The organism is Bacillus sp. SH7-1, assembly GCF_008042405.1.
GTDB lineage: Bacteria > Bacillota > Bacilli > Bacillales > Bacillaceae_G > Bacillus_A > Bacillus_A thuringiensis_N.
Map to the genome: position 1 here is coordinate 1 of NZ_QNUD01000054.1, position 20,759 is coordinate 20,759.

Consider the following 20,759-nt stretch of genomic DNA (forward strand, 5'->3'; position numbering starts at 1 on the left):
CCTTACAATCATTGTAGAAAATAATAAAAATACACAAAGAAATAAAATATTTAAACGCGTCGGAATTGCTCTACCTATTTTCACTTCTTGCTTTTTCACCTTGTCATAATCTCCTCCTTACAGTAATTCTAGTAATAATCGATTCTATATATTAAAAATAATGCATATTTTCTATGCATTACTTTTAATATATAGATAAAAACTTAATAGAAATTAAAACAAAGGTTAAGAAAAGGTAAAGTTTACTAAATTAAATATAAAAATACCCAATGAAAAAAGTTTAACTTTTTTCATTGGGTATTTAATCATTTATTTAAGAGTTAATACTAGAACGTATCGATATACATTTATCGTCACAATTTGATAGAGATTCTTTACTCTGAAATTTCGGCAAGTAAATCGTTACTGTCGTCCCGACACCAACCTCACTCATAATGCTTATTTTCCCTTGATGACTTTCAATAATTTTATAACTTAACATTAACCCGATGCCGGTACCTTTTTCTTTCGTACTATAAAAAGGCTCACCTAATCTCTTAATTCTTTCTTCAGGTATCCCTATTCCTTCATCAATTACATGAATAATGACACCCTCATCTTTTATCTCTTTTAAATGAATCGCAATTTTCCCGCCATTCGGCATAGCTTCGATTGAATTTTGCAAAATATTAATAAACACTTGTTTCAACTGATTTTCTGAGCATTCAATACTTATATCTTTGGTGTCTGTATATAGTTCAACCTGTATATTCGTCATAATTGCTTTTGTATTCATTAACGATACGACATTTTTATAAATTTGATATATATTTTTTTGTTCTGTATTTATTTCATCTGTTTTAGCAATTGATAAAAACTCTTGAAGAATCGCTTCTATTCTTTCAATTTCAGAAAGCATTAAATCAAAATATTTTTCTTGATCTTCTTTATTAATTTGGAATAACTGTATAAACCCTTTAATGACTGTTAATGGGTTCCTCACTTCATGAGCAACACCAGCTGCTAATTGGCCGATTGCTGCAAGTGTATCTGATTTATTTAGCAATTCTTCGGTCTTTTTCCGCTCTGTAATATCGCGTACAATAATCATAATTTTATCATGTAATAATGGTAAGCATCTAGCCTCAAAGAAATCAATACTTCCATTAATTGCAAGAGGGTATTCAATAATTACATTCGTTCCTTTTTCCTTCACTTGATGAATAGCTTCCTGAAACTGCTGTGCAACTGGAGATGGTAATACTTCGAAAAACTTTTTTCCCATAAAAGCTTCTGCCGGTACGTAAAATTTTGTAGGGGAGCCTGCTTTATAATCTATAATTGTGCCATCAACTTCTGTTAAGAAACATAAATCTGGTAAAGCTTTGAAAATTAATTCCAATTCCGACGTTTGTTGCTTTAATTGCTCTTCTATCGCTTTTAGATGTGTAATATCTACACCAACAGCCCAGTAGCTAAATCCTGTTACAGGAAACTGTTCTGATATATTGGACCACATAATTGTTTTGGTTTCACCATTTTTACACGTTAAGTGCATTTCCCAATCTCTGAAATTTTTTCCACAAGTTAAAAATTTCGTTTGTATTCGATGACGATAATTATGATCCGGATACAATAATTGAAGTGCATTTGGATTCCCTATTATTTCTTCAGCGGTATAACCTGTTACAATTTCACACTCTCGATTCCACAAAACAAAATCTCCATTATAATCAAGCGCATCAACCATAACAGGCATGTTTTGTAAAATCGTGTGTAATTCCTCCTCTTTTCGAGAAAGCAATGTTGTATTTTTACTTTGAAATACTTTTGTTGCCCCATCTATAATTAGACTTGAAAGCATTTCGAAATATTTTTGACAATTGAAAATTTCACTTTTGTTTGACCATACTACAAAAGATCCTAAATGTTGATTGTATAAAAAAATGGGGATTTCAATTTTGGGAAGTTTACATATTTTCGTCTCATTTATTCCAAAAGAAAATATACATTCTTTTTCAGCATCAAGAAGTTGATGTGATATGTTGGTTAATTGATAAAATTGTTCTGCCATGGTTTCTATTGTACTCACATCAATAAGTTCCATTAGCCGCGCATTCATTCTTTTTTCACCTCAATATGTAAAATTAATACAAATTCAAAATTTATACTTCTCCATTATACGAAGAATGTGCCTTTAGGTATATAGCTGTAGAATAATTATTCGAACATATTTTATTTTTCAATTAAAGAAGAGGTGAATTTACGTATAAAATGAAACATTAATCAGTATGTATTTTGTTCATCACACATCAATTCTGATTTGACGAGCAACATAAATCGCGCCTTCATGCATACATCTAATTTTGATATTAACGTTTTACACGTCGATAGTAGTATAAAAACACAAAAAAATAAAGTTCATAAAATTTTCACAATTATTTTGAAAAATATAAACATTTATTCCAATATATTCTATATAATAAGATGTAATAAGGCTTCTATGAATCTCATAGAATACCTTACCCCTAATAAAAAGAAAAAAAGAATCTATGTAGATTCTTTTTTTCTTTTTTTCTTACATTACATATTTATATAAAGCATGTGCAACACCGTGTTCTTCATTTGATAATGTTTCGTATTGACACATCGCTTTTATTTCTTCGACTGCGTTCCCCATTGCAATTGATATATTTGCTTTTTCCATCATCGATACATCGTTTAGTCCATCACCTATCGCTACAGTATTTTCAACTGAAATATTCAGATGTTCTGCTAAAGTATATAAGCCATTTCCTTTTTGGGCGTCTCGGTGATTAATCTCTAAATTATGCCAATATGAAGATGTAATGGCTAAATCAGTATTATGCAGAAACGTTTCTTTTAACCTTTTTAATTTTTCTATATCATAAGAAAATGGTAAAAGCTTATGCACATGTATATCTGTTTCTATAATTGTCTTACAACTTTCCGTACTATGAAAAGCTGTATGTTCAAGATATAATGCTGCAATCGTTTCTAACTCTTTCAAGTCGATATTCTCATTTGAATTCTTCACGTATTCGATTTCATTACGTACACTCTCTACTCCATATTTCGGTACGTACACACCTTGATCAGTATAAAGCTGATAATATAATCCATTTTCTTCAAGATAGTGCACAATCTCAAGTGCCTGCATATTTTGAATTGGATATCTCTTCATCATTTTTTTATCTTTATATATAAGCGCACCATTTTCAGCAATAATTGGACACTCTAAATTAACTTCTAACAATAATCTTTCAATGTCGACAATAGAACGTCCAGTACAAATTGCTACAACATGGCCTGCTTCCTGACATTTTCGAATTGCCTCTGCGTTCTCTTTACTAATCATTTTATTCCCCGAAAGAAGGGTTCCATCTAAATCAATTGCGATTAATTTCATTATTTCTTCACCACTTTCTATATATACACGAGTCATATTAAACGAAAGGTATCGTTTTCATACTGATTTCGTGAAGTACTCCTTATTTATAATTTATGAAAAGCGTTTCAGGTCAAGAAATAATTATAAATAAAATCCAAAGCTTTTGCTTTGGATTTTAAACTATGAATTATAACTAATATATTTTGTCTCACACATGTACACATTTTTTTCTTCAGTTGGGACATATACTTTAAACTTTTCTAAACGTTTTCCGTAAATACGAATAGTGATAACGCTTTCATATTCGGATATTTCAAGAATATGACAATCAGCTGGCGGAATTACTTTATCTGTTTCTCCTTCTCCCAAATAAAGATTTCCTGTATGAGTTAAATAAACAAGTGAATTTTCAAGCTGCTTAGTTTGTATAAAGTTCTGCACCATTATCCTACCTGAAAACACGCCTTCTACTCCCCATGTGCCATCATGATCATGTAAAGGGGTCGATTGTCCATCTTTCCATACAAGAGCTAATACTTCAAAACGATTTAAAGGATCTTCATAAAGCAAGTGTCGTGTATATTGAGCCGAATTCGCCTTCTGTTTTTCTAACGGAAGCCATGTTTTCTTTTCTAAAAATTCTTCTAATAATTTTTCAATACCACAAACAATTTGATCTTCTAACAAATTACTATTTATTAAATCCGTTACAGCTTTAATAAATGTTTGGAACGTCTTACTTCCATTACACGTTAACATAAGCATCCTCCTTTACTCTTATTCACACACTTCCATACTAAATACAATTGAGAAATAAAAAAACAAGGTACAGTAAATTTGTACCTTGCTGAACAGTTTATTGAGTTTTTAAGCAGATAGGTAAAAATTTCAAAGTTTGTTCATTTTCCAATATACATTTTTCTAATTCGAAAGATGAAGATAACTCTATTTTTTCAAAAACATTAATAAAAGTACTTAATGCAATCTCAGCTTCTAAACGTGCAAGTGGTGCCCCTAAGCAAAAGTGAGCACCTTTACCAAATGTTAAATGCTTTTCATTTCCTATTCGGTGTATATTAAATTTAGAGGCTTGTGCAAACTTTTCCTCATCTAAGTTTGCTGCACTAACCCACGCAACAACCATTTGATCCTTTTTCATTAAAGGTCCAAATATATTGGTGTCCTCTGTAATTCTCCTAGCTAATGTAACAGGAAAGCGATAGCGTAATACTTCCTCAATCGCTTTTGAAATTAATTTAGGTTCTTTTCTTAATTCTTTATATGTTCCAGGTGAATCCACTAAGAAACAATAAAAACTATTAATAATTAAATTTGTAGTTGTTTCATTACCAGCCGCTAATAAACCTAATGAAAAAGTAACAATTTCTTCATCAGTTAATCTTTCACCTTCATATTCAGCCCTTATTAAATCTGAGATAATATCATCGGTTAAAAGGTATCTCTTTTCCTGAACGATTGGTAGAAGATATGCTTTAAATTCATTTAGTGCTATCCCCTTTTCTGCATCCAGATCATTAAACTTTTCTTTACTATACGGCATAAATAGAATATCAGACCATGCTTTAATTTTTTTACGGTCAGTTGTTGGCACTCCTAATAAATCGGATATGACGGTAACAGGTAAAGGGGCAGCAAACTCTTCAACGATATTAACTTCACTATATTTTCCAATATGTTGTACAAGTTCATTTGCGATAGCCTGTATTCGAGGTTTCCATTGTTCTAAACTCCTTGGAGTAAATGCTTTAGAAACGATAGAACGTACATTACGATGTTCTGGTGGATCAGTAGAATTGATATTTATTCGAGTTTCTAAAGGTGGGATTGAAAATTGTCTTCGTTCTCTTCTACTTGAAAACAAGCGATAATCCGATAAAACTCGATTTACATCCTCATACAAAAATACATTCCAAACATCTTGCTCTTCATCATAATATACGGGGTGATTATCCCTCATAAATTGATACCACTCATACGGATTCCACAACTCTTCTTTCGTTTTCAGCTTTGAAATTTCATGAACTAAAATCACATTTTCAGGCGAAGCCATAGTCCTTTCCTCCCTTTTCTTTTACAATAAAAGTGATAGGTCGGTAATTCAAAGTTGTATAATCTAACATATGTTATTTTAACATATACTAAAGGGGATTTTTCGTAGGAGAACTTGAGAAATATATAGGGGGATTTTTATGTATGTTGATATTTTATTGCTGGCAGAATTGACGTCAGGGCCAAAATATGGCTATGAAATTAAGAAAAATATCCAAAATCGGTTAGGAGAGAATTTTGAATTAAATCATAATATGCTTTATCCTTCTCTTCGACGTTTTGAGAATATGGGGGCTATAACGAAAAAAGTACATACACAAGTCGGTAAGCCAAACCGAAATATGTACGACATAACTGAAACAGGAGAAGAAATCTTTTCTGAAATGTTGCGCGAGTTTCCCGAAAAACTGGCGACAAACAATATAGAATTTCTTGTTCGTATCGCGCTATTTGAAAAACTTGATTATGAAGCTAGAAAAGAAGTTTTAACAATACGCCAAGACATACTAAATAAACAACTTACTGCTATTCAATCTCTAGATGCTAGCTCATCTTTTATTACAGAAGTCATTGAATTTAGTAAATCACGTATCGAACATGAATTGGTCTGGATTACATCACTTATGAAGAAAATATGAAAAAATAAAAGAAAATTTAAAAACAATGAATGAAAATGAGATTTATTATCAATACTATAATTAATAAAAGGGCAACCACGATTTGGCTACCCTTCAAAAATTTATACTTCCGGATCGAAAGTTTTGCAATCTGTTTCTTCTGTAGTCGATGCTTGTTTTCCTTTATGACTTACTACATAAATTGCGTCTGCGCTACATTTATTGCCGTTAGCCCAAAATTTACAGTTGTTTACTTCACATAAAACGTCTTGTGCCATAGTATCACACCTCCTTGTTCTATTATCATTAACAAAATTCGGAGGTATGATACTCTTTGTTATGCATTTTTTATTCCCTTTTTAGCCTTCTTAATGGCTCTATATCCCCTTGTACAATAGCATCTATATGTTTAGTTATTTTTTCAATGTCAAAATGCCACCATTGAATTTGCAATAATTCCTCTATTATTGTATTTGTAAATCGGTCCTTTATTTTATTTGCAGGGTTTCCACCAACAATTGTATATGGTGCGACGTCTCTAGTCACAACAGATTTAGCTGCAATGATTGCACCATCACCTATGTTTATCCCAGGCATAATCGTTGTATCCATACCAATCCAAACGTCATTTCCTATAACTGTATCTCCTTTATATGGTAAATCAGTCAAACTAGGTGTATACTTCTCCCACCCATTTCCAAATATATTAAATGGATATGCCGAAAATCCATCCATCCGATGATTCGCTCCGTTCATAATAAAGGTAACTCCATTTGCAATACAACAAAACTTTCCAATAATAAGGTGATCTCCAAGAAATTCATAATGATGTAATACTCGATCTTCAAATGTTTCTCCATCTTTCGCATCATAATATGAATAGTCTCCAACATATATATTAGCTTTCGTTATTGTATTTTTTATAAAGTGAACATTTTTATTTCCTTCAATAGGGTATTTAACATTTGGATTAGGATTCATGTTGCACAGCACTTCCTTTACTATTCATTTCACTTTCTACCGCTATTACTGGCTTTAAATTGTATATAGGTAAAATAAATAATAATCCAATTATAAATAGTAAAGCTGTGCCCTCATACATCATACTTAGTGAAAACATTTCTTTTAATGAACCAGCTATACTCATTGTTACTACCATCGAACCAGTAAATAGTGGACTTAAAATGCCATTTACACGACCAATAAAATCTGTATCGCTATTTTGAATAATAAGCGTATTAATACCTATTTGGATACATGGAAGAGCTAACCCACTAAAAAGTTGTGCTGTGAGTGTTACCCATAAATTTGTGGAATAACCTATAATACCGATGCCGATTGCCTGACCGAGCATACCGATAATTAACATTTTTTGCGGCGCAACGTTTTTTGCAAATACCATCGCTAAAGCACCGCCAACAATCATTCCTGCACCATTTACTGTTAGTAACCATTGTAAACTCTCTTTTGACAGCCCTAACTGCTCAGTCACGATAAATATACCTAATGGCTGAATCAATCCTATACCTAGTCCTGCAGCCATAAAACAAAACCCTAGCAAAGTTAATGCCTTTTTCTTCTTCACATATTTAATACCATCAAGCATTTCCTGTAATAGAGTGATTTCTTTCTTCTCGTTATCATTCTCAAGATCTTTCGGAAGAAATAATAACACAGCTGCTGCAAGTAAAAAAGCGATACCTGTAATAATGATCGAAATATAAATTCCAAAACTATGAAAAATAAATGTTCCAAGAATCGGTCCTAACACCATAAAAATCGCAAATATTGTTTGATATATAGACATCGCTAATTGGATTTGTTCTGCTGATAAATGCTGTTTAAATAATTTCATTCCAGATGGTTGAGAAAACTGCGAAAGGATTGCAGAAATAAGCGTGACAAAAAACACAATTTTCCACGTACCAAACATAAGAGTAATTAATACAGCAAATACTGAAATAGAACTTAACGTTTCACACCATATCATTGTCTTCTTCGGCTTCCACCTATCAGCAAACGTTCCACCAATAAAGGAAAAGATGAAAATTGGAGCAAACTCCGCAACTGAAATCATCGAAATAGCAAAAGCATCACCTTTTGTCATTTCCATTACATATAGTAATACGGCAAAGTTCCGAACCCATATTCCAATTTGTAAAAATATTGCTGATGCTAGAATTCCTTGTACAAACCGGTTTTTTAATACTTGTGATACCCCATTATTTTGTTTCGTTTCTACATTTGTCGACATAAAAAAGCCTCCTATTTCATGTTCTGAACAGGAGGCAGCACAAATCATATGAAAAGACTATATTTTTCGCAGAGCGAAATACATCCCTTTTCTATAAATGTACAGACTAACCCTATTCAGAAGAATATTTCGTTTTTTAACGAAGATCTCTTACAAATAGAATTAGTTGATCATTGGGATGTTTTCACCCTTCCGTTTCGAATTTAAATAACACATACATACTCTATGTAAATCATTTTCTAAGTATGCATGTCTTACAATAAATATTCTAGAATGTTAATGGTAATTCCTCTAAAGAACGCATTAAATAATTACCTTGCCATTTGATTTCTTCTCGATTCCCTTTTATTTTTAGTTTAGGCATTCGATTAAATAAAGTAGTAATAGCAATTTTTGCTTCCAACCTAGCAAGCGGTGCTCCTAAGCAGAAATGACTACCATGCCCAAAGGCAATATGACGATTGTTCTCGCGAGTAATATCGAATACTTCCGGATGCTCAAATACTGTTTCATCACGGTTTGCAGAAGCTAAGGCAATGACAACCATATCTCCTTTTTCAATTGTTCGATCGTGAATTTGAAAAGGTTCATCTGCCCATCTTGAAGTTGTAACCTCAACCGGAGAATAATATCGTAATCCTTCCTCAATAGCAGCATCAATTAATTTTGGATTTTCTTTCAATAACTGTAATTGATTCGGATTTTCGAGAAGCGCTAATACCGTATTTGTTATTAAATTTACTGTTGTTTCGTGTCCCGCCACAATTAGTAACATTATCATTGAATATAGTTCCCGTTCGCTAAGTTTATGCCCTTCACTCTCTGCAAGTATTAATGCACTAACCAAGTCTTCTTTCGGCTCTTTTCGTTTCATATCAACTAAATATTGAAGATATGTAATAAACTCAGATAGTTCCTTTTCAGTTTCTTTTATTTCTTCTGGTGTTTCTGGATAAGCAATGACAGCATGAGACCAAATTCTAAATTTCGCTTGATCCTCTTTTGGAATGCCAAGCATTTCACTTATCACAATGATCGGTAAAGGAAATGAATAATCATCAACAAGGTTTAATGAACCTTTTCGCTCGACTTCGTTCAATAAATCATCTGCGATACGCTGAATTCTTCCTTCCAATTGCGCGATCATCTTCGGTGTGAAAACTTTTTGTACGAGTGATCGTAAACGATTGTGGTTTGGTGGATCTGAATTTAACATGTGCGTCGTTAAATAATCACTATTGTCAACAGTAAGAAACACATTCAATGTATCTTGAGAAAATACATTGGCTGGATCTTTTTTTAAGCGATTATCTTTTAATAGTGGTAACGCATCTTCATATCTTGTAATAAGCCACTCTGCACCTAATTCAGTTTTATTCACGAATAAGATAGGTTGCATTTTACGAGATTCTTTATAAATTTCATATGCATCTTCTTTAAACTGAGCTGAAGCTAAATTGATGCCATCCTCTATTCTTAGCCCAACTTTATTTTTCATTGACATTGTATTCCCTCACTCTCATTTGTTTTTGAAAACCAACCAACATATGCATTATACGCTAATAAAAACATGAAAATTGTAAATTTTTAATCAAAATCTTACTTCGTATATTGAAAAATAAAAAAAGTGAGAGAGTAAAATTATTTTACTCTCCCACTTTTTTTATGTGAAACACATAAAATTACTAATTTGTTGATAGCGGTAACTTACTTTACGACGACGACCACCTTGCCAAGTGTAACCTGATACTCCGTTTCTTCTCACTTCAGTCGGAAAGAACCATAAGTCTCTTCCGAAAGGTCCAGGACGATGTAAACGTAAATATCCCCATCTTCCTAAACAGTTACACATCCATGATTTCATATTACCTGCTTGTGCTGGAGAAGCAAATGTAGATGGTAATGATGGAGCTTGTGACGGTGGTGGTGACGTTGGAGCATCTTCAGCATCATCTGGTCTATAATCTTCTTGTTCCATATTTCTCACTTCATTTGTAGATTCATATCCGTAGTTTTGTGAATTATAATACGTCGCTTGATCATATGGATAATTTGGTTGGTTATACATATTAACAAATCACCTTCTTTTCATTCAGTACCTTTAACATTCATATGTGATCTGCCCTCTAAAGGAAGCTTATGTTATAGCCCAACTTCAATTTAAAAACCTCGTATTTTTAATAATACGAGGCTTTTAAACATAAAATGTATTTATTATTTCCTTAACTTCACACTATAAAAGCGCATTTCTTCTAGTGAACCTACAAATTCAAATACTTCTTTTTTAATTAATTGTTTCAAGCGATATTCTAAAAAAGTATCTCCAACCAATTGTTCCACAAGACCAAGTGCTTCACCAATCACTATAGGAGCTTTAGTAAACCCTTTATCAGCACCTACTCTTTTCGCACATTCAATTATAAATTGATCAAAATAATCTTCTTGTACAGAATGCACTTCATTGTCTGTCCAAACTCTTAAAAATTCCGTACTTTTCGATAGACTATCCCACTCATGTTCAAACTGCATACGTTTCTCTACAGTTAAATAAGGCAATTCTACAAAACTTTTTTGAATTAGAGCTAAACTTTCAGGCGCTAACTCTCCAGTTCCACGAATATCATACTCTAGTTTTAATATTTCTTTACTTGCTTCTGACGTATTCATAACTCGAATGTTTTTCTTATCTTTTAATTGTGCCAATACAAAACATAGACCTACTTGTTCGTGTGCGTTATTTGCTTTCCAAATCGTAATAGGAGTTTCAATAGGAATAGAATGTAGTTCTTCCATAGTTTCAATAAATCTTGTTAAATACTCTTCTTCAAAATAACTATCATAAGCGGTTAAGTTATTTACTAACCATGTTTGTCTTGCTAGTTGCCCCTCATTCGTATGTAACTTATTTATCGGTCCGATTGAAAAGAATTCAGAAAAAGCGACAACTCTCTCTTCCAATCGTTCTTCTTGACTTAGCATATATTTTAAACACCCAGCAGTTGAATCATCAAACGCAATATGTACGTGCGTACTTTCTTTTACATTTTTTTTATAAGTTGTATTACTCGTTAGTTGCCTAGGAATATCCATCAAATTTTTAATTGAATCTTCACTATAATTTTTTTCTAATAAATTTAACTGGATCAGAATACTTTGAAGTAAATGTTTTGCTTCATCTTCGTACATATCCTCTACAACATTTTTGATTTTATCTATCACACAAATCCCTCTATTCATTTCAAAAATAACGTAGATAATAGTGTACCATTTAAGTATCACTCTTTAAAAGTTTTTTTAGTCAAATCATTTCTTACACAGATTAACGCAGCTATCTAAGTTTTTAATAAAATCTTTCTCTATCTCTCCCTCATGCTATAGACCTAAAATATTTTTTACTTCCCCTTTATCAATCACACAAAATCATAATAGTTGCTAAATAAATTTTAAATACTTTGTAAATCTTTTTATTTAAATGTATAATTATATAGAAAATAAAAACTACAGGAGCAATATTAATGGAGAAAGTACTTACTAATTATAAACATTATCTAAAAAATTGGAGATTTATATTTATTTGTATATTACCTGCTGCGGCTTTATTATATACACTTGATGTTACCTTTGAACTACTGTTTCACCAAAATTTCTATTTGTCTAATTTAATTATTGCTGTCATTTTATTCTTAATATTTATGAACGTAAAAGATAAATTTAAAATCAAAGGTTAAAGAAAACTATAATTGAAACGAAACCGTTGTAGAGCTACATTTTTCATAAAAAATAAGAGCACCCTTCTATTGGATGCCCTAGTGTGATTAGAGGTTTTTTCTGAGTATTGATTCGGACACGAAGATCTTGTCCTACTATTTAATATATGCTTGTACTTATTTTATGGTGCACATATGAAGTATCACTAAAAATCCTACTCAAATATCTATTGTACAATTATCCTATTAATAAATAAAAAAACATCCCTATGGATGTTTTTTATGTACACACTTTTAAGCTTCCATAAACTTAGCCGGTACACCAATTTTTTCAACTACAGAAGATATATTAGTAGGATTAATCATTACATTTTCAATACTAACTAATTTATTTTCTAGTAGCCCATTCTCTGTAGTAATAAGTTCTTCAAACCGAGCTAAGGTCATCGAGAATTTGTGTTCACTTCCACCATTCATACAGACCTTTACATACTTCATAGTGTCACCGCCTCTCTTAATTATCTATAATTCGATAAGAATGCGCTTACATCCTTTTTTATTAAATTATGGTTTATCACATCCCGTAACACGTTTAAAATGACTTTAAGAAAAACAGCCAATATACACCTCTTTTTCTTTTTATTAAAATTACAATCAAACGTTTCTAGCATTCTATACCTTTAGAAAGAATTATATAATAGTATTGATTAAATATTAGGAGTGTTATTAATGACTGATATAATTCGTCTCTTAATTATCATACTTATTGCTATTTTTTTGTTTTCATCTATTATTATGGAATTTAAAAAGCCTCAAAAAAGTATGTTTTGGTTCTCTATTGAAGTCTTGTTTCTGCTTGGAATTATACTTTTAATTAAAGAATTTTTTATCAAATTTTCCGCATAAACCCTTAAGTAAAATATAATATTTTATCAGTAACGCAGAAAAAATTATAATTTTGAACTCTTTTCACTAAAGTTAAAAATGTAACTTCCAATAATTATCCTTTATTTATAATTGTTTTATTAGCTTCTGCTAAGTCTTATTGGTTTATTAACATTAAGACTAGAACAAGCATGCCTTGTCATATATTAAAAAAGATAGGGGATGTGATAACATTGAATAACAATAACAATCAATTTGTTTTTTATGTAGTAAAAGGTTCGGCAATTAAAAAATTTATTATTATCGATTTAATTGCTGGAACAGGAATTTATTGGACCGTAAATTTCATTTCTTCAAATGCATTACTCGCAATTATTAGTTGTATTTTGGGGACAAAGAAAATGAAGAAAATGCATCATTCATAAAACCCAAAAGTATATCCCACTTCTTTCCCTTCAGTTATGTCCCTTTTATATTCCGCGTAATTGCGTACTATTCATTATCTTCTTTCGCCTTTTTCTACTGATTAACTGAATAATTTCATATATAACGCAATAGATACATTCCACTGAAAGCAGGTAGATTCTTCACTTTTTGCTCTTCTTGACATGGGAAAAGAAGCGTGAAAAGTTGGCTCATTTATTAAATTCTCTAGCAAACAACACTTTTACTTGTCTGCTTTTGTATGAGATTTTTCGTTTTACATATACTACTTTTGAACCTGCATACCAATGCAAGCCATTTTGGTGTTTTCGATTTCCCTTCCTGGGATAAGTATTTTTTACTTATCCCTTTTTTGTATAGACATATATATTTAGGGTAAAACTAATTACAAGCAGTTTTTCTGTTTATTCGTAGTTCTTAATCAAAAGACTTTTCTCCTTTTAAGGACAGCAGATACGACTGCTTGTCCTTTTTTATTTACATTTCACACGACATTTTCCGACCAATTCTAAGCATTCTAATATTGATTCCAAATAGCCGATGTTTATATTTATTCAAAATAAGCATTTTCTGATACTTTCCTTTTTGAGTTACACAACACGATCCAAATGAACTTATACATTTGAATCCATGTTTCCTATCTCAAAAGCTTTTCTACATAAAGAAAAAAGAACACCTTAAGTAAGTGTTCTTTTTCTTTATGTAAGCGAACATACTGATAATATTAATTCTCCAAATGTCACTGTTCCTAGTACTCCTAATATAAATCCCGTTAAACAAATACAATCAGCAAGACAAATAGAAGATTGCGATAATGGCACAAATGACCTACTTGTGCTCGATCCATAATGTTTTATTTTCTCATAATTTATATCTAACATTAAATGTAGAGACGATATACAACCCTCAATAGTTTGAAGAGATTCATTTTCTAATCGCTCCAATAACTTGTTATTTAAAGCAAGGGGTAGAGGAAACTGTTTATCTAAGTTCATATTTTGATAAATTAATTGTAAACGAGTTAGCATACTATTTTCCTTTTTTTCAGATACAACTGTACATTTCATATTATTAAATTCATTTAATAATAGTGTCAATTCATCCCTGGTGCCGTATAAATCCCTAGCTATTCTTCTCTTTAGTTTGTATGAATGGATAATTGATTTAATCTCAATCATTTAATTACACTTCCTAATTAAATATTATTTATCTTTATAGATAAACAGTACTATTAAACCATATTAAAAATACACTCAAACACTTTAATTTACTATCGATTATCATTACGTAAACCTTACATTATTGTAATAATTTCTTTTGCTACTTACCAACTAGAAACAATCCATCCTCTTAATTAGAGTTGTATACATCTCTTTACTTTGTAATACAGTATTAAAATATTGTTGGTTATATTTTTGCAATAAAATGTAACCACACAAAATAAGCGGCTTCTGATTGCACAGAGGCCGCTTATTTAACATTCATATATTTATACATTCACGTTACAATTGCTAATAAGAAAGATAAAGATAGAAATGCACAAAGTGGTATAAATAAAACAGTATCCATTCTAGCAAAATGCGTATCTTTTTCGCGTTTAAAAATACCAAAATAACGAAACTCACCAATTACCCTTATGAAAAAAACAAACATACAAACCCAGGATCCTATTTGAATAATAATATTTGGAAATGCAAAATGAACTATATTTGTTTGTTGCAATAAAATCATTGCTGCCATACTTAATAATAACGCAATGAACAATGTCATTCCTAAACCTGGTGTAAACGCCTTTTCTCCAGATTTTGTTGGAATGACACTATTTGTCGCCCACTTACCTCCAAAAGCCCAATAAACATGTAAAAAGCTAACTAAGAATAATATGCAGACGGCAATATATGTAATAAAAAGCATTTTGTCCTCCCATTATTTTATTTAAGTCCTCAACTTTAGATTATGCTATGAATTCCTCATTAGCAATCTATATTTAATTACATAAAAAACCCTTTAATGATTTATTAATTCAATAATAAATCATTAAAGGGTTAACTGAAATTTCTTATGCATTATACCTGTTTCTACGACGTTCCATCCTCGTTTGTCCTTGCGCAGTACCTTCTTTATATTGATGTATTTGCTCTGGCGTTTCATATGTTGCAGCTGGAGCTGGTTCTTCGTAATTATGCTCACGTATTTTTTCTGGTGTTTTTCGTTTTGATACTTTTCCGCCAAACTTAAATAATTTCATCTTAAATTTCGGTAATCTTGGAAATGGAATCTTAAATGATAATTTTTTGCGCTTCTTTTTTTGTTGAAATAGATTTATATTTTCTTTATTAACATCTTTCTCTCTTCGGTGAATTAACATCGCAAGTAATCCACCTAATATAAGTCCACCAACTAAAAGCATAATATATTTGAAATTGCTTGTCATTAAACTCGACATACGTTCAAGTATGACTAACGACTGCACTTCTTTAATATCCCATAGTAAAGCGGCCCATAATGAGACTAAACCGAATGTAAGTCCATATGTACGAAAACGGAATAGACACGGAATTAAAGCGACACATGCGGCAACTTTCGCGTTCGCTATTATTGAACTTATTGAAATATCTTGATGCCAAATGACTAACAGTAGTGTTATAAATGGAGCATACGCTATCCAGCTACATATGCGTGAATATATTTTTTTCGCAAAATAACTACCGAAACTAGTAAAAAATAAAAGGCCCCCAATATATAAAGACTGTTCTAGTGGGATTTGCTTTATAATTCCTGCAACTGGAAAGAGGCCGCTCAATAACATTAATAGCACATCTAATTTCTTCACAATTCCTCATTCCTTTCAAATTTCTTTTGAATCAATTCATACTGCTTTTCCATTTGATGTAGTTTTTTATTTCTAAAAAACATCTTAATCCTGTATGTAAATAAAGTAAATACGTAAAAGAAAAGATACATGACAAAAGATATCCTTATTTACATGAAAAAATGACAAATCCTGACCGATATAATGAGCAGGATTTGTCTACTATTATTTAAAGAAGAATAATTGAATCTTTCTTTTCTATTTTCATTATATCTACATCCAATTCATCATCAAACTCTTTAAACTCTCTTGCATCTATATCAGTCATATAGCTTTTTATAACTTTCGCCATATGCATGGAATACGGCATGTGTATATTCTTTTCCAAAAGCATACTTGAATTACAGCACATGTAATGCACCATTTTGGCAATATAATTCCTTTCTACAGCTTTTACACCTAGCGGTAAAATTTCAAGTATGTATCGCTGCAATGCTTCACTACCATTAAACGAATACTCACAAGTGCTATAATACATTCCTTTTTGATCTATATATAAACCCGTACTATCCAGTACATCATCACATTCTATCGCACCGTATTTTGGTACATCAAAAGATGTATTTATTCTGATAATATTTAAGTTTGGAACCTTTAACACATCCGGAACAATTTCAGGGAAAGTATCTATATCAATTTTTTTATTTTGCAATTCTTTTATCCAATGTTTTCTTACATTTGCATCTATAATGAAGTATACTTGTCCATTTTGCTCTTTTGCATATTGTAAAATTTCCGTTAATGTTTCAGAAACAAATTGTTTAAATTGAATTCCCATGTCATTTCTTTTTGAAGGCTGCGGTAAAAAGGTATTATGTTTATTTATATTTAATAATAAACGATCAATCGTTTGCCACTCTGTATTCCCATATAATTTATATGAAATTTCTTTTCGTTTTATTTGTGAAATAATAGGTAAGAAATCAAATTTCGAGATTCGTTCAATTGATAAATTAACATATGTATAAGGTAAATTTATCTTATTCCAACTACGTTTCAAAAATCCTCTTTGTTCTAATAAACTAAGAATACAATTTATAATTGTTTTACGAGAAACACTTTGGCCTATAAATAAATTAATAAATGCCGAAATACGGTTTGTTCGTGCAAAGCCTTCTCTAACGATTTGCTTTGGATCAATCTTTTCACGCCCATCACAATTTTTCATTGCGATTAATGCCAATGTCGCATCATTACGTTCACCTGCAGTAGCATAAACCGCTTTCATAACATCCTCTACTAAGTTTGTTTTGTATTTCTGGCAATATTGCATTTTATATGGGTTTTGCAATACTTTTTCAATATTATACCTTACTATTTTTAACAATACTGGAGAATCTGCATTTAATACATATGATGACTCACCAATTTGCGCTATCACAATTTCACTTTCAAATAATGCTTGTTCTACTTCCATCGATATTTTTTCAGACCATATTTCTAATGTTATAGTCTCTAATCCTTTCGGTGCAATTAAAGGGAATAATTCATTTTCATCATTTGTTGCTATTCTTTTACATTCTGGTAGTATTGTGAAATAAGAGAAGTTTTGCTGGAACCCTATAAATAGATCCTCTCTTTCTTTTACTTTTATACCAGGTTGTATTTTAGTACCTTGAACTTTATATATTCTCTCATTGTATGGAAGCAACACCCTAATATTTGTCCCTAACATATAATCTTTCGGATATTGAAGAATATGCTCTAATTCAACTTCTCCACCTATACGAAAATCATCTTTTAAATTTCTAAATATCTTAATCCACTTTATACCGTTTGTAGCTTGTTGTACTTTTAGTTTTACAAACCGTAATTTTTTATTATTCAATGCAAATTCTGGAGTAGAAATTAATACCATGCCCCGTTTTCGTCTTACTAGCAAAGGAATGTCTGGATGGTTATATTCTTGATATTAAGACTGTTTTTATGAGCATTTCGTATAAGTGTGATTTAACTGATTAAAGCTATTTTCAAAGACGACATATCAGCGATAATTTATGTCTATTCTGTATAGGTGTTAGCAAGTTCGTTTGCAAACTTGTTAGCACTTTTTTATATTTCTTCTATTACATACACCTTCACAAAAACATCATACCTAGCTGCCAACTCTTCCAGTCTCTTTTTTCTGTAATTGGTCACTGTAAAGAAATGAATAACTGGTACTTTCCCGTTATGCTTCTGTTTATAAATTTGCGTAAGTTCTTCATATTTTTTTATTTTTTCTTCATTCACTTTCATTTTCTGTGAGCGATCCACTTCAACCGCATGGAGTATATTTTCTTCATCACGAAACTTCACATCGGGAACTATTTTCTTTTTTTCCTTATTCTTTATATAACGTATATCCGTTTCAATCTGCCAATCATCTGGACAGAATAAATATAACCATGCTTCATTTCGTAATAATGCATGCGCAAGTTTCCCTCTCGAAATAACCTTTCCGTCATCGCCAAACATGGCATGCCCTTCTTTATTGAGATAGTACACATACTCTTTCCCTTGCATCGTCTTACTCAAATACGGCTTTAAATCGCCCATAATCCTGTTTGCATTTCGAATACCCCCCATATCATGCACACTCATTACATGTCGTCTTGTGGCAAACTGTAGCTTCCTAATCGTCGCAAGTATCGCCATCTGACGGTTGATTTTCATGTGACTCTGGATGTTCATGTTTTTCCACCTCATATTCTTTTAGATGTTCCCACATGACCTTGTCATCGATATATGGCACTTGCAGTACAGTAAAGTTTTCCTTCATATATATAGCTCTTCCTGGAATAGATGGTAGTTGCTCTAATCCGGACTGATCAATTACAACCTCTGATGCGGTACGAGTCGGTAAACGGAAACCAAGTTTCGCGTTCGCCATCTGTTTTACTACCCTTGGCAATGTATCTCCTGTAGGATATTGAGTACAGAAGACAATACGAAACCCAAGTGCCCCTCCAACACGTGCAATATGACTAAGCATGTATTGGCACTCTTCCAGCATTTTATTATGAGCTTTCGGTAGCCCTTTTGCAGGTGCGAGTACTGCTCCTTCATCCACTACAATGAAATACCGGTCCTTTTCTTTCGTGTGAACAATATTCTTGATACCACGTTCTTTCATGTACTTCCCACGTTCATGCATTTTTCCCATCACTTTCAGCAGCATGCCGTGTGCTTGCTCTGAAGTTTCTGCGATTTGTTCGACTTGTTTCAGTTTTTTATATTCGCTAAATTCAAGTCCTTCTTCTTTTAAATCAATCAAATAAAAATGAGCATGATCAGGATTTGCTAACGATAAGGAAGCGAACATATTTTTAAGGAAGACTGTTTTTCCCATACGAATTAATCCACCTACAGCCATATGCGGTGTTTCATCGAAATCGTGATAAACAATTGTTTCTAAACTCTGGCCAACTGGAATACACCATTTCCCTTTCGTTACTAAATCCATTGACCAAGACCAGTTCTTCGGTATTTCTCTACGGAATACACGGATATTCAATTTATAATTATCGTATTGAATACGTACTGGTTTATTTAATCCTTCAGAAACAACGTCCTCAACCTTCTGTACGATTTTACTCGGCATGCCAAGCGGTAAGGTATATACATAAGTCGTACTACGATCATCATCGATTTGTTTTTGGAACTTTGGATATTGCAATTTCTCTTCATTATTTCTTTTGATCGCAATACCAGCTACCTCAAAAAACACCTGAATCTTTCGCTTATCATCATTTTTACTTTTGAACTTTTCACCGAATAATGCCACTGTTAAACCTGCAGCTGGAACGAGTAATAATTCAATCATTTTCTCCACTCCCCATATACCCTTTATAAGGGTATATATCCCTTATTTTTGGAAGACTCCCGTACATGTTCTATATCAACGACCAGTAAATGTCCTACAATTCCACGTTGGTATTCCCCTATAGAAACGCGAAAAGAACATAACGTAGAAGATACAAGAACGAGCCCGTGAGTGTTGTGTACATGGTCATACGTGGAAGCCAACGTGGAACACTCTGCCCCATTTTCTCTGCAACCTTCATCGTAATCACTGACAAGCCTGTCGCCGTCCATACAACTACCGCTTCTCCTACAATTGTCATTTGAATCCCTCTTTTCGAATGAGTTGTAATCCCTTTGGTGTCATAACCGGTTGATACTCATTAATGATCTCTCCCCACTCCAGTACTTCATCCTCATCTTCATATAAATCATCCATTATATCGTTCGATAAACGGTAATAGCCTTTATACTCACGATTGTTGAAAACCTCATGTCTTGCCATGTGATCTACAATTGCATTCGTTTCTTTTTTACCATTAGAACCCCTATACATACTTCTTAATTCTTTTGATGGATACAGGTAAGGCGTTTCATTTAAATGTGAATATTGCCAACGCATACGCGCCCTCTCCCCTCTTGATGTCCTTGATTCCACTTGGGATTCCTCGTGGTCTTGATAAAGGTATATGACCTGGAAAGAAGGATTTTGCCTGTCTTTACAAATTTAATTATG

21 protein-coding genes and 1 pseudogene are annotated in these 20,759 nt (G+C 32.1%); 3 read left to right on the top strand and 19 right to left on the bottom strand.

The genetic code is table 11. From position 1 onward, the window contains the following. Positions 1-313 precede the first annotated feature (313 nt). The 4 genes from DN390_RS28650 to DN390_RS28665 all read right to left on the bottom strand — a co-directional run bounded on the left by DN390_RS28650 (position 314) and on the right by DN390_RS28665 (position 5,462). Positions 314-2,101 (bottom strand): PAS domain-containing sensor histidine kinase, encoded by a 1,788-nt coding sequence (locus DN390_RS28650; RefSeq protein ID WP_147809153.1) that lies wholly within the window; start codon positions 2,099-2,101, stop codon positions 314-316. 456 nt (positions 2,102-2,557) lie between these two features. After that, complete coding sequence (locus DN390_RS28655; RefSeq protein ID WP_147809154.1) at positions 2,558-3,409, bottom strand: Cof-type HAD-IIB family hydrolase; 852 nt, start codon at positions 3,407-3,409, stop codon at positions 2,558-2,560. Between the two features lie 162 nt (positions 3,410-3,571). Further along, positions 3,572-4,150 carry a cysteine dioxygenase family protein gene (locus tag DN390_RS28660; RefSeq protein WP_147809155.1) on the bottom strand — a complete coding sequence of 193 codons (579 nt, stop codon included), beginning with the start codon at positions 4,148-4,150 and terminating at the stop codon, positions 3,572-3,574. A gap of 97 nt (positions 4,151-4,247) precedes the next feature. Further along, on the bottom strand, positions 4,248-5,462 hold the full coding sequence (locus DN390_RS28665; protein WP_147809156.1) for a cytochrome P450: 1,215 nt from the start codon (positions 5,460-5,462) through the stop codon (positions 4,248-4,250). Positions 5,463-5,601: 139 nt separating this feature from the next. Between DN390_RS28665 and DN390_RS28670 the strand changes: the two genes are divergently transcribed. Further along, on the top strand, positions 5,602-6,099 hold the full coding sequence (locus DN390_RS28670; protein ID WP_098952498.1) for a PadR family transcriptional regulator: 498 nt from the start codon (positions 5,602-5,604) through the stop codon (positions 6,097-6,099). A 101-nt stretch (positions 6,100-6,200) separates the two neighbouring features. On the opposite strand, the gene DN390_RS28675 is transcribed toward DN390_RS28670, so the two are convergent. The 6 genes from DN390_RS28675 to DN390_RS28700 form a co-directional block, all read right to left on the bottom strand. Beyond that, positions 6,201-6,356 carry a DUF1540 domain-containing protein gene (locus tag DN390_RS28675; RefSeq protein WP_000046091.1) on the bottom strand — a complete coding sequence of 52 codons (156 nt, stop codon included), beginning with the start codon at positions 6,354-6,356 and terminating at the stop codon, positions 6,201-6,203. A 70-nt stretch (positions 6,357-6,426) separates the two neighbouring features. Further along, entirely contained in the window at positions 6,427-7,059 is a 633-nt protein-coding gene (locus DN390_RS28680; RefSeq protein WP_147809157.1) for a Vat family streptogramin A O-acetyltransferase, read from the bottom strand. Further along, positions 7,049-8,332: an MFS transporter gene (locus tag DN390_RS28685; protein ID WP_147809158.1), complete on the bottom strand. Its 1,284-nt coding sequence runs from the start codon at positions 8,330-8,332 to the stop codon at positions 7,049-7,051. The genes DN390_RS28680 and DN390_RS28685 overlap by 11 nt, the downstream gene beginning before the upstream one ends. Positions 8,333-8,600: 268 nt before the next feature. Next, positions 8,601-9,836: a cytochrome P450 gene (cypA, locus tag DN390_RS28690; protein WP_147809159.1), complete on the bottom strand. Its 1,236-nt coding sequence runs from the start codon at positions 9,834-9,836 to the stop codon at positions 8,601-8,603. A 159-nt stretch (positions 9,837-9,995) separates the two neighbouring features. Next, a complete protein-coding gene (locus tag DN390_RS28695) occupies positions 9,996-10,400 on the bottom strand; it encodes a hypothetical protein (RefSeq protein WP_147809160.1) in 405 nt (134 codons plus the stop codon). Positions 10,401-10,546: 146 nt separating this feature from the next. Beyond that, the gene (locus tag DN390_RS28700; protein ID WP_097952110.1) at positions 10,547-11,551 is read right to left on the bottom strand and encodes a DUF1835 domain-containing protein; all 1,005 of its coding nucleotides are present in this window, start codon (positions 11,549-11,551) and stop codon (positions 10,547-10,549) included. 296 nt (positions 11,552-11,847) lie between these two features. Between DN390_RS28700 and DN390_RS28705 the strand changes: the two genes are divergently transcribed. Beyond that, complete coding sequence (locus DN390_RS28705; protein ID WP_060631000.1) at positions 11,848-12,060, top strand: hypothetical protein; 213 nt, start codon at positions 11,848-11,850, stop codon at positions 12,058-12,060. A gap of 273 nt (positions 12,061-12,333) precedes the next feature. Here DN390_RS28705 and DN390_RS28710 read toward each other — a convergent pair whose 3' ends face one another. Then, entirely contained in the window at positions 12,334-12,537 is a 204-nt protein-coding gene (locus DN390_RS28710) for a hypothetical protein (protein ID WP_060630999.1), read from the bottom strand. A gap of 620 nt (positions 12,538-13,157) precedes the next feature. On the opposite strand from DN390_RS28710, the gene DN390_RS28715 reads away from it, so the two are divergent. Further along, entirely contained in the window at positions 13,158-13,349 is a 192-nt protein-coding gene (locus DN390_RS28715; RefSeq protein WP_147809161.1) for a hypothetical protein, read from the top strand. Positions 13,350-14,066: 717 nt separating this feature from the next. On the opposite strand, the gene DN390_RS28720 is transcribed toward DN390_RS28715, so the two are convergent. The 8 genes and pseudogenes from DN390_RS28720 to DN390_RS28755 form a co-directional block, all read right to left on the bottom strand. Beyond that, on the bottom strand, positions 14,067-14,546 hold the full coding sequence (locus DN390_RS28720; RefSeq protein WP_060630997.1) for a hypothetical protein: 480 nt from the start codon (positions 14,544-14,546) through the stop codon (positions 14,067-14,069). 319 nt (positions 14,547-14,865) lie between these two features. Further along, on the bottom strand, positions 14,866-15,282 hold the full coding sequence (locus DN390_RS28725; RefSeq protein WP_060630996.1) for a DUF3995 domain-containing protein: 417 nt from the start codon (positions 15,280-15,282) through the stop codon (positions 14,866-14,868). A gap of 145 nt (positions 15,283-15,427) precedes the next feature. Continuing rightward, positions 15,428-16,201, bottom strand: coding sequence for a DUF3959 family protein (locus DN390_RS28730; RefSeq protein ID WP_147809162.1), 774 nt, complete (start codon positions 16,199-16,201; stop codon positions 15,428-15,430). Between the two features lie 208 nt (positions 16,202-16,409). Beyond that, a pseudogene (locus tag DN390_RS28735) lies at positions 16,410-18,152 on the bottom strand (RNaseH domain-containing protein); the annotation flags it as partial. Between the two features lie 140 nt (positions 18,153-18,292). After that, on the bottom strand, positions 18,293-18,823 hold the full coding sequence (locus tag DN390_RS28740; protein ID WP_255444287.1) for a replication-relaxation family protein: 531 nt from the start codon (positions 18,821-18,823) through the stop codon (positions 18,293-18,295). A 31-nt stretch (positions 18,824-18,854) separates the two neighbouring features. After that, positions 18,855-20,045 (bottom strand): FtsK/SpoIIIE domain-containing protein, encoded by a 1,191-nt coding sequence (locus DN390_RS28745; protein WP_147809163.1) that lies wholly within the window; start codon positions 20,043-20,045, stop codon positions 18,855-18,857. A 118-nt stretch (positions 20,046-20,163) separates the two neighbouring features. Beyond that, a complete protein-coding gene (locus DN390_RS28750) occupies positions 20,164-20,346 on the bottom strand; it encodes a hypothetical protein (RefSeq protein ID WP_061674231.1) in 183 nt (60 codons plus the stop codon). Further along, positions 20,343-20,645 (bottom strand): hypothetical protein, encoded by a 303-nt coding sequence (locus tag DN390_RS28755; RefSeq protein ID WP_147809164.1) that lies wholly within the window; start codon positions 20,643-20,645, stop codon positions 20,343-20,345. The genes DN390_RS28750 and DN390_RS28755 overlap by 4 nt, the downstream gene beginning before the upstream one ends. Positions 20,646-20,759: the final 114 nt, after the last annotated feature.

Excerpts from the sequence above, each read along its gene's own strand:
- DN390_RS28705 (WP_060631000.1), top strand. The coding sequence starts at position 11,848 with ATGGAGAAAGTACTTACTAATTATAAACATTATCTAAAAAATTGGAGA.
- DN390_RS28660 (WP_147809155.1), bottom strand. The coding sequence starts at position 4,150 with ATGTTAACGTGTAATGGAAGTAAGACGTTCCAAACATTTATTAAAGCT.
- DN390_RS28650 (WP_147809153.1), bottom strand. The coding sequence starts at position 2,101 with ATGAATGCGCGGCTAATGGAACTTATTGATGTGAGTACAATAGAAACC.
- DN390_RS28725 (WP_060630996.1), bottom strand. The coding sequence starts at position 15,282 with ATGCTTTTTATTACATATATTGCCGTCTGCATATTATTCTTAGTTAGC.
- DN390_RS28655 (WP_147809154.1), bottom strand. The coding sequence starts at position 3,409 with ATGAAATTAATCGCAATTGATTTAGATGGAACCCTTCTTTCGGGGAAT.
- DN390_RS28750 (WP_061674231.1), bottom strand. The coding sequence starts at position 20,346 with ATGACAATTGTAGGAGAAGCGGTAGTTGTATGGACGGCGACAGGCTTG.
- DN390_RS28680 (WP_147809157.1), bottom strand. The coding sequence starts at position 7,059 with ATGAATCCTAATCCAAATGTTAAATACCCTATTGAAGGAAATAAAAAT.
- DN390_RS28710 (WP_060630999.1), bottom strand. The coding sequence starts at position 12,537 with ATGAAGTATGTAAAGGTCTGTATGAATGGTGGAAGTGAACACAAATTC.
- DN390_RS28685 (WP_147809158.1), bottom strand. The coding sequence starts at position 8,332 with ATGTCGACAAATGTAGAAACGAAACAAAATAATGGGGTATCACAAGTA.
- DN390_RS28755 (WP_147809164.1), bottom strand. The coding sequence starts at position 20,645 with ATGCGTTGGCAATATTCACATTTAAATGAAACGCCTTACCTGTATCCA.
- DN390_RS28740 (WP_255444287.1), bottom strand. The coding sequence starts at position 18,823 with ATGAGTGTGCATGATATGGGGGGTATTCGAAATGCAAACAGGATTATG.
- DN390_RS28670 (WP_098952498.1), top strand. The coding sequence starts at position 5,602 with ATGTATGTTGATATTTTATTGCTGGCAGAATTGACGTCAGGGCCAAAA.
- DN390_RS28665 (WP_147809156.1), bottom strand. The coding sequence starts at position 5,462 with ATGGCTTCGCCTGAAAATGTGATTTTAGTTCATGAAATTTCAAAGCTG.
- cypA (WP_147809159.1), bottom strand. The coding sequence starts at position 9,836 with ATGTCAATGAAAAATAAAGTTGGGCTAAGAATAGAGGATGGCATCAAT.
- DN390_RS28695 (WP_147809160.1), bottom strand. The coding sequence starts at position 10,400 with ATGTATAACCAACCAAATTATCCATATGATCAAGCGACGTATTATAAT.
- DN390_RS28720 (WP_060630997.1), bottom strand. The coding sequence starts at position 14,546 with ATGATTGAGATTAAATCAATTATCCATTCATACAAACTAAAGAGAAGA.
- DN390_RS28745 (WP_147809163.1), bottom strand. The coding sequence starts at position 20,045 with ATGATTGAATTATTACTCGTTCCAGCTGCAGGTTTAACAGTGGCATTA.
- DN390_RS28675 (WP_000046091.1), bottom strand. The coding sequence starts at position 6,356 with ATGGCACAAGACGTTTTATGTGAAGTAAACAACTGTAAATTTTGGGCT.